This is a genomic window from Providencia sp. PROV032, assembly GCF_028484875.1.
Classification (GTDB): Bacteria; Pseudomonadota; Gammaproteobacteria; order Enterobacterales; family Enterobacteriaceae; genus Providencia; species Providencia rettgeri_E.
The window spans coordinates 58,428-73,486 of the sequence record NZ_JAMPSX010000021.1 but is presented as its reverse complement, the minus strand read 5'-3'; the positions used below and the strand labels follow the sequence as shown (position 1 = coordinate 73,486).

General features: G+C 43.0%; 12 protein-coding genes. 9 read left to right on the top strand and 3 right to left on the bottom strand.

Annotated features, from left to right (window positions below):
• The first annotated feature begins 82 nt into the window (after positions 1-82).
• From sicA to PSF42_RS14745, 9 genes are all read left to right on the top strand, one after another.
• Positions 83-595, top strand: coding sequence for a type III secretion system translocator chaperone SicA (gene sicA / locus PSF42_RS14785; protein ID WP_272680299.1), 513 nt, complete (start codon positions 83-85; stop codon positions 593-595).
• 10 nt (positions 596-605) lie between these two features.
• Positions 606-2,519, top strand: a complete 1,914-nt coding sequence (gene sctE, locus PSF42_RS14780) for a type III secretion system translocon subunit SctE (RefSeq protein WP_272680283.1) — start codon at positions 606-608, stop codon at positions 2,517-2,519.
• 29 nt (positions 2,520-2,548) lie between these two features.
• Positions 2,549-3,877, top strand: coding sequence for a type III secretion target, IpaC/SipC family protein (locus PSF42_RS14775; protein ID WP_272680282.1), 1,329 nt, complete (start codon positions 2,549-2,551; stop codon positions 3,875-3,877).
• A gap of 3 nt (positions 3,878-3,880) precedes the next feature.
• Positions 3,881-5,020 (top strand): hypothetical protein, encoded by a 1,140-nt coding sequence (locus PSF42_RS14770; protein ID WP_272680281.1) that lies wholly within the window; start codon positions 3,881-3,883, stop codon positions 5,018-5,020.
• A gap of 76 nt (positions 5,021-5,096) precedes the next feature.
• A complete protein-coding gene (locus PSF42_RS14765) occupies positions 5,097-6,680 on the top strand; it encodes a hypothetical protein (protein WP_272680280.1) in 1,584 nt (527 codons plus the stop codon).
• An 8-nt stretch (positions 6,681-6,688) separates the two neighbouring features.
• Positions 6,689-6,943, top strand: a complete 255-nt coding sequence (locus PSF42_RS14760) for an acyl carrier protein (protein ID WP_125891799.1) — start codon at positions 6,689-6,691, stop codon at positions 6,941-6,943.
• Between the two features lie 253 nt (positions 6,944-7,196).
• On the top strand, positions 7,197-8,582 hold the full coding sequence (locus tag PSF42_RS14755) for an MFS transporter (RefSeq protein ID WP_125891798.1): 1,386 nt from the start codon (positions 7,197-7,199) through the stop codon (positions 8,580-8,582).
• Between the two features lie 76 nt (positions 8,583-8,658).
• Complete coding sequence (locus PSF42_RS14750) at positions 8,659-9,660, top strand: LacI family DNA-binding transcriptional regulator (protein WP_125891797.1); 1,002 nt, start codon at positions 8,659-8,661, stop codon at positions 9,658-9,660.
• Between the two features lie 24 nt (positions 9,661-9,684).
• Complete coding sequence (locus tag PSF42_RS14745) at positions 9,685-10,659, top strand: nucleoside hydrolase (protein ID WP_272680279.1); 975 nt, start codon at positions 9,685-9,687, stop codon at positions 10,657-10,659.
• Between the two features lie 40 nt (positions 10,660-10,699).
• Here the strand turns inward: PSF42_RS14745 and PSF42_RS14740 are convergent, their stop codons facing one another.
• The 3 genes from PSF42_RS14740 to PSF42_RS14730 all read right to left on the bottom strand — a co-directional run bounded on the left by PSF42_RS14740 (position 10,700) and on the right by PSF42_RS14730 (position 14,815).
• Positions 10,700-12,085 (bottom strand): amidohydrolase family protein, encoded by a 1,386-nt coding sequence (locus tag PSF42_RS14740; RefSeq protein WP_125891795.1) that lies wholly within the window; start codon positions 12,083-12,085, stop codon positions 10,700-10,702.
• Between the two features lie 140 nt (positions 12,086-12,225).
• Positions 12,226-13,176 (bottom strand): carbamate kinase family protein, encoded by a 951-nt coding sequence (locus PSF42_RS14735; RefSeq protein WP_213914457.1) that lies wholly within the window; start codon positions 13,174-13,176, stop codon positions 12,226-12,228.
• 76 nt (positions 13,177-13,252) lie between these two features.
• Positions 13,253-14,815, bottom strand: coding sequence for a xanthine permease (locus tag PSF42_RS14730; protein ID WP_125891793.1), 1,563 nt, complete (start codon positions 14,813-14,815; stop codon positions 13,253-13,255).
• Between the last annotated feature and the right edge of the window lie 244 nt (positions 14,816-15,059).

Sequence of the window (15,059 nt, the reverse complement as noted above, 5' to 3'; positions counted from 1 at the left end):
GAACCCAACTGGTTAATTATGATGCAAGCATAATGTATACGTTATGCATTGCACGCAACAATAAGGTAAACATATGAATAAAATGGAAACAAAGAACTTTAAAGGTTCTGACATGGAAGGATTACTTGACAATATTACGTCCGCATTAATGGATGGGGCAACCTATAAAGATATTCATGGTATTCCACAGAGTACGATGGATGGTATTTATTCCTATGCATATGAATTCTATCAACAAGGAAAATTAAAAGAAGCGGAAACTTTTTTTCGATTCTTGAGTATTTATGATTTCTATAATACAGATTATGTGATGGGACTTGCTGCTGTCTATCAATTAACGAAACGATATGGAAAAGCAACTGAGTTATATGCCCTTGCATTTGTTTTAGCGAAAAATGATTACCGTCCACTGTTCCATGCGGGACAATGTAATTTAATGATGAAAAAAAGTAGTGCCGCAATTCATTGTTTTGAAAGTGTAGTAAAAAGCAGTACTGATATTGATTTAAAAAATAAATCTCAAGCTTATTTGACCGCATTGGAAAATAACCTGGAAAAAGCAAGCTCAGAGAATAAAAAACCGAATATGAAGTAGAGGAAATTATATGGGTCCAATTACCAATTCAAGTAATGAACGAATCAATAATATTCATACATTTCTACAAGGCAGTAATCCTATTGGATTAGGGGATGAATCCATCAAAGCGGTATTAGCTTTGGAGATGGCGTGTGAGGAGTTAGCGTCAACAGAGCAGATGAAGCGTAGTCGTATTGAGAATGCGCCGCAATTACCCGCACCTAAAAACAATTTATCCGTCATGTTTAAAGCTGCAGCAGCAAAAGAGGAGAAATTGTCGCTAAAGACAGAAGGGTTTAATGCGACTTCAGTGCTCGTTGGGAGCCTGACGACATTGCGCCAGCTATTACATGAGGGGAATATTAGTGAGTTGGCTAATCGCCTTCAATTGATGAATATAGAATCAAATGCACTTCGTGAAAAAGGCAATGACTTATTAAACTCTTTTATAAATCATACAGATAAAACAAATGCACTTAATAACGAAGCAAGTGCGTTAATACAAGAACGTACCGAAAGTAAAGCTCGTTTAGCGCACCTTCAGTCTCAGCAAGGTGGAAACCAAGAGAAGATTAAGCAGCAAATTGCAGCGGAAAATACCAAAATTACAAATTTGGGCACCAAAATTGATGATTTGCTGGAATTAGCTGGGAACTATGCGAAAGACGCAAGTGAGAAAGCTAACAAACTTAATCAATTTATAGACGCTGCGCCACGCCGTGTTGAGATTGATGGTGAAAAATGGGAAAACGCGCTGGCACTGCTGACTATGCTAACTGGTCAACTTAAAAAAGCGATGAATGAAGATTCGATTCGCAATATGAAAGAGCAAGAAGCCGTGATGGCGACAATCAATGAAGCTTCTCGCAAAGATTCAGACAAAAAGGCTAAAGAGGCGGAAGAAGCGCAGCGTAAAGCCGATGAAGCGAACAAAGCCGCCTCTTGTACCAGTAAAATTTTTAGTTATGTGATGCTTGCCGTGTCAGTTATCGCCACGGTTGCGACTTTTGGCGCAGCAGCACCATTAACGCTTGCCGTTGCCGCTATCGGTATTGCTATCTCAGTGGCTGATATCGTTTTGGAAGAAACGGGTCAAAGTAGCCTTATGCAGATGCTAGCCTCTGAAATCTCTAGCGCAGTGACTGACATGCTGATGACGTTTGGCGTTCCTGAGGAAAAAGCGAAGCAAATCGGGAGTATTGTCGGAATGATTATGGCAGCCATTGCGTTTTTAGCCCTCTCATTGGCGTCTATGTCCTCTTTTGTGAAAAACATCGGCAATATTGCGACTAACGCAGTAAAAATGCTTGCTAAAAACGCAGGGACATTACTGAAAAGCATCATCAAGTCGATACTAAATGGTTTGATGAACGCCTTAGGGAATATTGCGAATGGAGCCGGTAAGGTCGGAAAATCTGCGGATAATATGGCGGTGCTGACTAAGTTCAGCAAGTTGGCCGATAGTGTTGATGACTTGCAGCAAGCCGTAAAAACAACCACTAAAGTAGCGCAAAAAGCCGATGATATGAGAGACATAGCCAAAGCAGCAGATAAAGTTGCAGACCAAACTGACAGTATCGCAGACATCACCAAAAGCTCAGATAAGGCAGTAGACACGGTTAAAACGCAAAGTGTTGCAGCAGCTCGCCTTGAAGTGGGAATGAAAGGGACTGGGGCGGCATTGACGGTTGCGAATACGGCAACAACCGGGGGGTTAAATTTACATGCCGCAGGCCAGATTCGAGATATGAAAGAAATGCTTGCTGGTTTGATGCTTAATAGTGAAAGCATTCAGGTGTTGGATGAATTATTAAAAAACTTACTGAAATCCATGTCTCAAAATCATGAGAAATTTGAGGAAATGTTTAGCGGAATGCTGACGTCATTAAATCAATCTGGTCAAGCGAAAGCCAATATGCTGAAAACCGCCCGCTTTGCATAGTTAACATAGTTAATATAGGAATTTATCAAATGAGTCTTAATATTCAATCAGAACTGAATAAACCAGTTTTACGTCATAATCCTGTCAGCTTTGATGGTCTTTCCCCAGCAATTAGCAGCAATACAACAGCAGCTGTGACGCCTTTACTGCAAGGTGTGCAATTAAATGATGTGTATACAATGGCATCAGAGTCTGAAATGCGGATGGATAAGCCATTATTAAAAATGACGCAATTTTCAATGCATGATGACCAGATGCTAGCGGATATTTCTGCGTTAACGAACTCCGATAAGTTAGCCACACTGGATGATCTTCATGCCTTTCGAACACTGACGCCAGAAAATATTCAGCAGGCAATTGGCAAAGTGTTAATTGAAGAAAAAAGTCATATTGAACAGCTGGTTGGAGACGCGCAGTTACCCGATGAAACTGAGTTAAAACAGATGGCTCAAGCCGTTCAAGTCTTGATTGCCAGCAGTTTCTTTAAAGACCCATCTTCAGGGCAGATTTCCGGTGGTCATCAAGGCCAAGAGCCTATCGATAGCATTAAAAATAGCCCGTTTGTTGGAATTATTAGTAATGACTTATTGGTTGAGTTGTCAAAAATTCTTCGCAAAGTGATGACAGAGATAAACATTTCAGATCGTCGTATCAGTGCAGATTTTCTGCAATTAAATGCCAAAATGGTACAAGCGTCTGCGGATTCAACGATCCGTGAAGGTAAAGAAACCTTTAAAGGCGCCATGATGGGCTTTTTTACCTCCCTTGCGATCACGGCTGCCGGTAGTGCTTTCCAAGCAAGAGGGTTGCGTCAACAACAGAAGTCGATCAACCACAATTTGGTACCAGGAAATCAAAACATCAGAGGTGCCAGTAAGTTATCTGGGTTAAATGGAACAGTAGGAAACGATTCAACGAAATCGAATACGTTGAGTTTAACGGGGAAAGATGGCTCTACAGTGACACTGAGCGGTCAAGCTTCACAAAGCCAGAAAAATCTTGCAAGCCAACGAGTTGAAGAGGCTAGCAGACGAACAAGAGATCTGGGTGTATCACAACATGAGAAGCACGAGCAAATCATGAATAAATCTCGTGTACAAATGGGGGTGGCAGAGCAGGCTTCCCGAATGTCAGATAACGCCGGCCAATTAGCGACAGCGTCAAATCAAGTTAATGTAAAATCGGCAGAAGCGGACAAAATGATTGAACAATCCGTGGCGGACACCGCACGCTCAGTTTACGCCGATAAAGACAAACAAGTCGATAAGAGTCAGGACCTTGCAAAACAGATGCAAGAGCATTTACGTGAAATTCGCGAAAGTGGACTGAGAACAGTACAAAGCATGGTGAGAGGCTAAAGAATGGCGATTACCTCTCCTTCTTATTTAGATAATATTAGTCACTTTCAGCCGTTGGCGACACCAGCACTGACAGAGCAAGCACACCTCCCCCTTTTAGGGGGGGGCATTACATTTGATGAGTCACTTATGCCTCATCAGCAAGCTTTAGATGTATTCCGACAGATGGAATACAGAGTACCGGAGGACGTTTATCAGCCACGGTCACAGAATGATCCCCCTGAAGATATACTGAGTGGGGCAAGAATGCTGATACGTGAAAATAAGAGAGCGAATGATGCCTATGAGGAGGCGAAAGGACTCAGAGCCTCGAGAAGCGTGAAGAGTCTCGAAGATGGTCGCTCGCATATTAATGGATTGACTGGCCTAATTGATAATATTCACACGGATTATCAAAAAAAATACGGAGAATTAGTCAAAGCCTCGACACAATATATGCAAGATATGAATACCATGGCAAGTAAGCTATCTCGTTATATTGAAGCGGGTGAAGATGGTAAAATACATATCAAATTAGAAGACACTTTGAGAGTAATGGATGAAATAGTTGCGAAATATTCGGGTACGAGTGTAATCAGTGAGGTTGATGGTAATTCAGCAGAAATTCAGAAACTACGGGAACAATTAAAAAAAGTAGATTCAGCTCGATTTGGTATACTTGAATCATCTCTCTTGAAATATCAAATAGAAAACGAAAAAAAGAAACTTGACCTGAAAAGTGTTGGTGAATATTTCGGAAAATGGAAGCCTGATTTTGATAATGCTAAACCCTTAATGGAGATAAAAGGTACTGAGCAAGAATATGCTTTTTGGGAAAAAAAATTATCAGGGCAAGGGTTTATTATTGAGCGAATGAATGGAAAGTTATGCGTATTTCCAGATTTAAAACCCGTCAAGGAAATTTTTTATACATTGAACCACTCTTCGGCAACTTGGGATAAAGATGGTAGTGATATTTCATCTCAAGAGTTTCAAAGTTTACAAACCGCGATAGACAGCCAAAAAAATGCGATTAATAGCTCAGTTTCACGCTTATTAGAAACCTTTCGGCAAGATAATAGCCATTTTGAAACGTTAACTCAGCTGCTTATTCAGCTCTATAAAGATTTACAGCAATATAATAATGGCTACGTCAATATGTAATGTCAAAATTGTATTTTCCCTATAGAGTAAAAATAAATTTCTATTTAATTTTATATTAATCAATAAGGAGGGGGGGATGATTCACATTAAAAGTAATAGTCCACCTATGTCACCTATTAATAACCCATTATCAACATCTGAGAATAATAATAAATTATTTTCAAGTAATATAAGTTCAGTTAATAATGTAAATCAGGAAGCTCATTTCCCTGCAAAAAATCAAGTCTTCAATAAAACATATGAACTTTCAGAAAAGATTGAAAAAGTATATCCGAATAAACAAGGGCTACAAGAAAATATAATTAAATCGCTATTAAATGAAAAATATCCTGATATTAGTCTGGAGATGATAACTAATACCCTGAAACTTGGAGGTGGTGGGACTGCTGAATCGAAAGCGTTGAAGTATCAATGTAAAAATACACTGACTATTTTGACACTACTGACTGATAAGGAAATTAAAGATTCAAAGGTATTAGCCTGTGTGGCAAAACTCATTAAGCTAGCTAACAGTAGTCATGCTAATGAAAATTTGAAACAGATACTTAATGTATCGAAAGAAGCTTTTAATGAATTGCCATTCGATAATATTTGGAGTGATAGCAATATTGATAACGTGTCTCAACGTTTTCTCGATAAATATGTTAAACCCGCCATTAGAGAAAAATTAGCCCCTTTGTTAGCTGAAAAAAGTATTGAGGAACTACCATTCGACACATTACTTGATCCTTTGCTTCATGAAGGAAAACAGGGGTTAATTACGGAAGCAAAAAATCAACTGGAAAAACATAAAGAACCAGTTAATAAACACTTACATCTATATAATATCTTTTTGACGCTGGAGCAAAAAATTGAAATTATGGGGAAGTTAAGTGTCTCTATAAATACAGATGGTGAGACTGAAAATACGGATGGTAAGGCTGAAAATAGGATGGCACTAAATCCTGAGAATAATGCTAAACCGGAGGATTGCGTGGATGGTGGCCACGAAAGCACTTTTGATGACAACAAAGACATGCCTGCTTCGTTAACTAAAACTATAACGGTTAATGATAACTTTACCAGTATCTATAATGTGGCGAAGGAGGCCGCAGATGATCGCCCTGTAGAGACTAAAGAGCCGCTGGTTGAAGATGACAATCAAGAAAATGATCAAGTTGCTCATAAACAAATGATGAATGATAAAGCGCAGGAAAGGGCGAATAAAAAACCTGCAACGGTGTTTAATACATTATTTGGATTAAAAGATGCAGGCAAAAAAACAAAGCTTGATGTGGACCTAATAAGGCAGGAGATTCTGCTGGCATCGCGGCCTTTATTAGTGAGGAAACCGAATACGGTAGCTCAGGCGTCGCTTAACTCTTTCGAACCACCAAAACGGGAAACCACGTTTACAGCGAATACTTATCAAAAAGACAAAAATAACCACTGGGTGCCCAAAGAGCCAAAAGGACAAAAAGCGGTGACATTATCGGCGAATGGCGCGCTTACCCGTAATCTATCAGATAAAGCAGTCTACCAAGGCGACCGTGAAGCGGTTAAAACCGTACTGGATACTCACTCACACTTACCCAATATAGGTAAGCCAGTGACGTTAACGGAGAGAGGGGCGTTAACACGTGACCAAAGCAAAAAAGACGCTTACACCACACAAGAGTGAGAGACCACATGAAAAATGAACACGCGGCTATTCACTGGCAGTGGCTTTCAGAGCAAATTCAATCAATACGGACTTATTCGGGGATCGAAAATACTTATACGATAGACTCTGAGTTAATCCGAGATGTTCATATTGATTCACTGGAAATGTTAGAGCTGATAACGGCTATCGAACAGTATACAGGGCAGCCAATTAGTGATGAAGTTTGGATGAAATGGCATAATTTACGAGGTATTGTTGAGTACCTAGTGAGTGTCACATAAAAATAGAGAGCCACGGCATTTATGAACTGGCCCCAGTTTATTTATTTGAATGTGGCTCCTTTTACTTATTTTCTATTCCGTTATTTTCAGTCATATAAAATTCATCATTTTGTCATCAAGTGATAACGCTCACAAAATAGCATGGCCTCGTTTGCTTAAATCTACGCGCGTAGACTATCCTTTAAGTAAATAAAAACGCCAGTTAGATTTTTTTGATTAATAGGCTTAGCGCCAACACCAAGGGTTTATCACTATGGCTACACAATTAAATATCGAGGCGAACCAACAGGCCGCACAAGAACGGTTAAGTACGCCCGAAGGAAAAAAAGATTTCCGCCGGGCGATTTTTTCTTGTTGGTTAGGTACAACCATGGAGTATGCGGATTTTGCCCTCTATGGCTTAGCAGCAGGTATTATTTTCGGTGATGTTTTCTTCCCTGATTCAACGCCGATTATGGCGCTGCTATCCAGCTTTGCAGCTTATTCAGTCGGATTTATTGCACGTCCGATTGGCGCACTATTTTTTGGTTGGCTAGGTGATAAACATGGCCGAAAAATGGTTATGGTCATCACGATTGCGTTGATGGGGCTATCAACCACCCTTATTGGAGCGATCCCCAGCCACGCACAAATTGGTGTCTGGGCACCGGTTTGTTTGGTGATCTTACGGTTTGCCCAAGGCTTAGGTGCAGGGGCTGAGCTCTCCGGTGGCACGGTGATGTTGGGTGAATATGCCCCGGTTAAACGTCGAGGCCTTGTTTCGTCCATCATTGCATTAGGTTCAAACAGTGGAACACTACTGGCTTCAATGATTTGGCTGATCGTATTACAGATGGACAAAGAAAGTCTGATGTCATGGGGATGGCGTATTCCTTTCCTTGGCAGTATTTTAATTGCGTTGGCCGCATTATTTATTCGTCAACATATGCGTGAAACCCCGGTTTTTGAGCGACAAAAAGAGCAACTCGCCGAAGAACGTCGCCTCGCATTAGAGTCTGATGCGGTGGCTCACCCTGTGGACACCCGTTCATTTTGGCAAAAAACACGTGCGTTTTGGACAATGGTGGGGTTACGTATTGGTGAAAATGGACCATCTTATCTTGCTCAAGGTTTTATCATCGGTTATGTCACTAAGATATTATTGGTCGATAAATCCGTACCCACCACAGCTGTGTTGATAGCCTCTATTCTTGGTTTTGCCATTATTCCCTTCGCGGGTTGGTTATCCGACCGATTTGGCCGTCGTATTATCTACCGTTGGTTCTGTTTCTTATTAATGCTATATGCCGTACCTGCGTTTATGTTATTAGACTCTCGCGAACCGATGATCGTGATTCCGACAATTGTGGTTGGGATGGGGTTAGCATCTTTGGGGATTTTCGGGGTACAAGCAGCTTGGGGCGTGGAACTATTTGGTGTGCGTAATCGCTACACTAAAATGGCTTTTGCTAAAGAACTTGGTTCTATTTTATCCGGTGGTACAGCGCCGCTGGTGGCATCTGCATTGTTGTCTTGGACTGGTCAGTGGTGGCCAATAGCGGTCTACTTTATTGCTATGGCATGCATTGGCTTCGTGACCACATTCTTTGCTCCAGAAACCCGAGGCCGTGATCTAAACCTGCCTGAAGATGCGATATAAGTGAACGTGGCTGTATATAAAAGTCAAAGTGGCTGCTATTCTTTGACAAAGTCATGTTAGAAAAAGGAATTGCTGGGTGTCAGAGACGAATGACCGTAAAGTGACGCGGGTAGATGTTGCCCGCGAAGCCGGAACCTCGGTTGCGGTAGTCAGTTATGTGATTAACAATGGCCCGCGTCCTGTCGCAGAGGCAACGCGGCTAAAGGTGTTAGCTGCAATCAAAAAAACGGGGTATCGGCCAAATGGCATTGCTAAAGCCTTAGCTTCGGGTAGTACGCAGACCTATGGGTTAGTGATCCCTGATATTTCTAACCCCTTTCTTGCCTCTATTGCCCATGCATTACAGCGCGAAGCGTTTAAATATGGGCATGTTTTGTTACTCGGTGATGCAGGTGATTCACGGGTTCGAGAGAAAGAATTGATTAATAACCTTTTGCTCAGGCAAGTTGAAGGGCTTATTTATACCAGTGTTGATCGGCATCCCTATGTTGATTTAATTCAGTCATCGGGCACGCCTTGTGTGATGCTTGATAGAATTGAGGCCGCAGAAGGGATCAGTACCATTCAAGTGAATGAGAAACTGGCCGCCTATAAAATTACTCACCATTTAATTGAACACGGTTATAAAAACATTGGCATTATTTGCGGCCCGAATAACATGCTGAATACCCAAGACCGTTTAAATGGTTGGAAAACTGCACTATCTGAAGCCGATTTGATGATACAGCAAAAATGGATTTTATCGGGGGAATACACCCGTGATTGGGGTTATCACGCGATTTATCAGATGCAGGACATTGGTTTCCCTGATGCGATTTTTGCGACAAATGAATTACAAGCGTTTGGTTGTCTAAAAGCCTTAGCAGAATTAAACATGCGTGTACCAGAAGATATTGCTCTGGTGTGTTTCAACGGTACGGTGCAATCAGAATATACTGTTCCAACGCTTACAACGGTTCGCCAGCCCGTTGATAAAATCGCGCAAAAAGCGATACACATCTTACAAAATTGGCCACAAAAAGAAGCCATTTGTGAAGTGGAATTTGAATTACAAATCGGGCATTCATGTGGATGCTGATGATTTATTGTTTCAGGGAAATTTATGCGAGTGATTATAGATTGCGACCCCGGTAATGGGGTCGTTGGTGCGAATGTTGATGATGGCTTGGCACTTGCGCTGGCTATTGCTGCACCTGAAATCAAATTGGAAATGATCACCACCGTTTCGGGTAATACGCCCAGCGAAATTGGCTTTGACGTTGCTAGTCATTTAGTTAATTCGTTGGGGGAAAATATTGCTGTTTATCGTGGTGCATCGTCGGCCTTGGTTGAAACGAGTGCGCCATGGCGTGAGCTACTCGATAACGGCGCTGAACGGGCTCAACTTAAGCACCTGTGGGATGGCCTTCCCTCCGTACCTAGCTTGCCGACGTCTATTCCAGAAGCGGCGTTACGTATTGGCGAGCTAGTTTGCCAGAACCCGAAACAAATCACGATTATTGCCATTGGCCCATTAACCAATATCGCAATAGCAATGCAGCTGTTTCCTGACATGGCTCAAAACGTGGCGGAAATAGTGATCATGGGGGCGGTTTTTAACGTACCTGGCTATCTGAAAGACACGAATTTTGGTATCGATCCTGAAGCGGCTTACGCAGTGTTGAACAGTGGCGCAAACCTGACTTTGGTGCCGATGGATGTTACGGTACAAACGCAGATGGTGCATGAGGATCTTGATAAACTTGCTCAAATCGATACGCCTCTGAGCCGTTTTCTTGAGGCCACAATGCGACCGTGGATGGACTATTCTCGCGCAACACGTCATTTAGCAGGGTGTTGGATACATGATGTGTTAACCGTTGCATGGTTATTGGATAAGCGCCTAGTGACGCATGAGCAAAAGCATGTCGGTATTGAGCTTCAAGGAGCACTGCGTGGCAAAAGTTTCTGTTATGACTCACTACGTCTACGAGTTGGGTTCCCTGAACCAAAAACAAAGCCAATCACGGTACTGCAATCCGTCGATAACTCGGGTTTATTAGACTTAATCTTTAATACGCTCAAGCGGCAAAAATAAGGTAAAAAAATAGCGCCTGAAGGCGCTATTTTTATCGCGTTTAGGCGGACTTCGACATCATTCCGTGGGCTAAATGGCCTTTATGGAACGTTGCAAATCGTGGGGAAATCCGCGCGACGGCCTCGGCAGAACAAGACGCATCAAGCAGCACAAAGCTGGCGTCATCCCCTTTGGCTGGCCACACTTGTTGGCCTTTCTCATTTAACGGCAAAATGTTGCCTGTTGCGATGGCAAGTGAACGGGACAGCGACAGTTCATCAGGGCGAGTATACAGCTGCGCGTACAAATTGGCTTTTTCTAGCATATCGCCTAGGCCAAAAGGCGACCAATGGTCAATTACACTGTCCGTTCCGGTCATCACAAATACCCCATTTTGATTTAGGGTTTTCAGTGGCATATGCAGTGTGCCAATGGGAACCGTCGAAGCAATAGTGATTTGCTGCTCAGCTAACTGTTTAGCTGTTTTTTCTGCTTGTTCAGGGTTAAGTGTTGCCAGTGCAAAGGCATGGCTGATGGTCACTTTACCACGCAAGCTGCGGTTTTCATCTACCGTTTTAATCATATAATCGATAGCGGCAACGCCTGCTGGGCTAGTTTCATGTAGATGAATATCCACGCCTTTGTTGTAGTCCAACGCAATTTGGAACATGGAATCGAGAGATTTTTCCATTGCGCTATCCACATTGGTTGGGTCTAAACCGCCAACATAGTGAGCGCCTGCTTGCATGGCTTCACGCATTAAACCTTCTGACTTGGAATGTAATAAGCCATGCTGTGGAAAGGCGACGATTTCGCAAGTGAGGTCTTGCTGGTGTTCACCAAGCACTTTTTGTAAGGCTTCTAAATTTTTCAAACCAGAAACGGGTTCGATATTACAATGGCTACGAGCAATGGTTGATCCTTGGGATTGGATCAGCGCGATCAGCGCATTCGCTCTTTCTTCCGTGAAAGGTTGTAACTCAGGTAGCAATTTTTGCTCTAACGCGATCATGTCCATAATCGTTTTACCTTCACGTGACTGTGGCGCTTGCCATGGCCCACCATAGAAGGTCTTATCGAGGTGGATATGCATGTCACGAAAGGCCGGTAGCATCAGTTTGCCTTGCGCGCTATAAGCATTTAATGTGCCATCTGCATGCTGTTTATTCGGTAAAACAGCCGCAATTTTACCGTCACGGATTTCGACAGTGTGTAAGGCGGTTTGGGTGCTGGTAACCGTCGAATCCTGGTAATTAAAGCCCGTTTCGAGCAACACGTCATCGAGGTAATAATGTTTGTCCGTAATACTGGATTGGCCTGTTTTAAGGCTAACTTGGCTTTGAGCGGAAGCAATGCCTGATACTGCACCGAATAAAGTGCAAGCGGCCGCAACTTTGGCGCTGGTGGAAAGGAACTCTCTTCTGCCTGATGATTTTTCTGCTTTCATAGAAACTCCTAGTGATATCCATTTACTGCCGAATTTCCTGTTTTTAAGCGATACTTATTTACTCAGATCGCCATCAAACGATCTGAGTGATACTGCATTTGCGATTAACAAAAAATTCGCATGAGCTAGATTATAGAAATTTACCCTTGAACAATATGGGTTCCCGTTTCACCGCGTAAGGCTTCTGGTAGTTTTTCAGGGGTGGTGATGATCACACGTTTACCGCCATTAGCAATAAACGATAGGCTGGCTTCAATCTTCGGTAACATGCTACCCGCAGGGAAATGGCCTTCTTCCATGTAGCGTTGCATGTCGCGGGTGCTGGTTTCGCCAAGTGCTTTTTGTTCAGGTTTGCCGAAGTGAATGCATACTTTTTCGACACCTGTGGTGATAATTAAAATATCGGCATTGAGCTCTTTCGCCAGTAAAGTTGTTGATAAGTCTTTATCAATTACCGCATCAACACTTTTGTAGCCGCCATTGCCGTTATCAATGACTGGGATACCGCCACCGCCCGCTGCAACCACCACATAATTATGTTCTGTTAAGGTACGAATAGCTTGTGATTCAATGACACGTTTGGGTTCAGGGGAAGCTACGACTCGGCGGTAACCGCGGCCAGAGTCTTCAACAAAATGCCAGCTTGGATTTGCTTGCTGTAATTGCAGAGCTTGCTGTTCAGTGAAAAATGCCCCAATCGGCTTGGTTGGCGCGCTAAAGTTAGGGTCGTTTTTATCGACTTCAACTTGTGTTACTACCGTAATCGCTTGGCGGTTATGGCGTTTTGCTAAGACGTTAGTCAGCGCTTGTTGAACTAAATAGCCGATTCCACCTTGCGTATCCGCTACGCAGTTAGCGAGAGGTGTTAACGGCAAACCTTCGGTTTCATGGGCGATCTCGGAACGACGCAAATCTAATCCAACTTGAGGTCCATTTCCATGGGTCAAAACAATGTTGTAATTACCTTCAAGCATGTCACCAATATGGTGTGCGACTTCTTGAACGGCTTTTTCTTGAGCTTCGATAGACTGGCTGTTGTTATCTTTGATAATACTGTTGCCCCCGATGGCAACAACCACGAGTTCTTTCATTGTTAATGTTTCCTGAGACAGAGATTTAGCTGATAGTAGGTGTACAGCGCACACCTACTATAAAAGGTTAGCTTGGTTACACTGACTTACTGAGTTTCTCAGATTTTTCAGCTTGTTGTTCTTCCACCGATTTTCGGCTGTCTAAAAAGTGTTTGAGTACAAATAAAGCTGCCATCATGAGGTATGCGTAAACAAACATCAAGGTTGAACCGGTGGCAATTCCGACCGCTGGGGAGTGAATAATTCCGAAGAAGACTAATATTGCTCCCGCGGCAGCGGCAATAGCGCCACGCAGCGGCTGGTTGAGGATAGCAAAGATAGCAATACAGCCCCATAACATACTGGCTAACGGTGCCCCGTTTCCTAAATGGACCAGACCTTGGTAATAAACCCCTTTGTGTAGCAAGGTTTCAATACCAATTGCACTCGCAGAGGTGCCTGCCGCGCCAATGACACTATTAACCATCGTCAATGCCCAGTTAGCAATCCATGGGAACAGACAGATAAAGATAACGGGGACTTCAATTTTCGGCGTTTCTCGTACAACTTGGTTGGCGGTGACGACCCCGATAAACACCAGTATTGGCACGATAGCGGTCATTGGAATGATAGCTAACATAAAGGCGCCGATACCGAATAATGGTACGATAAACATGGTGATACCGGATGCTAGCGTATAACCCACGCTTGCGCCCATCGCTTTCCAACCCGCGTGACCCACATAAACGGTGACTGGGAATGGGTTACCTAGGAAACAACCGACAGTCGATGATAAACCGTTAGCTAACATGACCTTACGTGTATTATATTCATCACCCGCCGCGTGGGCACTTTCAATATTTTCCAGGTCGAATATATAGTTTGCTAAGCCAAGTGGTACTGCAGACGCTAGGTAAGGCAGAGCGTGTGGCAGGCCTTGGAAGAAGCTATCAATATGGATACTTGGAGGGTTAAAGCCAAATGATGCCATTGAGTCTTTGATTGCTTCTGCACTTTGCAAACCGGAAGCCCATGCCAACACTGTACCCGCAATGAGAAGCAATAAGCCGGTTGGGATACGCGCAAAAATTGGTTTTTTACCAAACCAGTTAATGAAAATTAATAACAGCACAATGAATGAAACCGTTGGTGCTTCAAACGCTTGCAGCATTGGGTTCATCGCCAGTAACAGTAATCCTAAGCCAGACAAACAGGATAACAGTACGGTGCGTGGGATCATCTTACGGATGGTTTCACCTAAGAAAGAACCACCGACGAGGATCATTGACTCGACAAAACACCAAACCAGTGCGATTTGGATCGCAAATTCGGCATTTTGTGTTGTTTGGTAGACTGGCATGATGACTAAGAACGTCACCGTAAAGATAGAAGGGGCACTCGGGCCTGATGGAAGAGCTGTAACGTCATCGCGCCCGGTTTGTTTTATCATTTGCTGGCCAAAATAAGCGTAGCTCACACTGGCAAGTAAAACAGCAAAACCAAAAGCAGGTGCAATCGTGCCATAAACCATTTCAGATGGGATACCGACAACGAAAATTAAGAGACCCATCATGGTGAGGAGGTTGGTTAGGTTATTGGTCATTAAGCCAAAGTAGGCGGCTAAGTCCCCACGTTTCCACTTGATGCTAAGTATACTCATATATATATTCCCCCTGCATACCCGTCATACTTTGAACCGCAGTGTTGTTGGCTGCATTCACTCGGCCTAGCCGCATACTTATATATGCGACTAGGGCCTCGTTTACTTACCGCCTAGCTGCAATTCAAACTATTTAGGTTATGTTCCTATATTTTGAGTTACAGCACTGTTTTTCAAATAAAATCAATCAGGGTATTCGTTTTATTCTTATTGCCCATCCGAAGATGGGCGTTATTTTTTATGA